General features: G+C 63.8%; 1 protein-coding gene. It reads left to right on the top strand.

What is annotated here, in order from left to right:
* Positions 1-400: hypothetical protein (locus tag C1J01_RS50995; protein ID WP_220040518.1), on the top strand; the 400-nt coding region annotated here is incomplete at both ends.

Genomic DNA, 400 nt, shown 5'->3' with positions numbered 1-400 from the left:
CCATCGCGGCCGCGATCTCGGCCAATCATCTCGAGATCCACGCCGCACAAGTGCACTCACGCCCCTTGCCCGGTGGCGGCTCTCAGGCCGTGGATCTGTTTTGGGTGCATGGCCCCCGCGGTAGCAAAGTCTGCATCGAAGATCGCTTGCCGAACCTGCAGCGAACCCTGCGTCAGGTGATCACGGGAGAGGTGGAGGCCCGGGACCTGCTGAAACGAACGAAAGCCGCGCCCTGGAATGTGCGTGCGCTACCCGCGGTGTTCACCGAGGTCGTGATCGATCACAAAGCCTCGGCGCGGCACACGGTGGTGGAAGTGCTGAGCCAAGACCGACCGGCCCTCTTGTTCATCCTGGCCAAGACACTGCACGACCTCGGACTCAGCAGCACCGTGGCCAAGAT

It is taken from the genome of Nonomuraea aridisoli, from assembly GCF_003236395.1.
In the GTDB taxonomy this organism is placed as follows: domain Bacteria; phylum Actinomycetota; class Actinomycetes; order Streptosporangiales; family Streptosporangiaceae; genus Nonomuraea; species Nonomuraea aridisoli.
The sequence above is the reverse complement of the archived record's forward strand: the minus strand, read 5'-3'. Positions and strand labels throughout refer to the sequence as shown.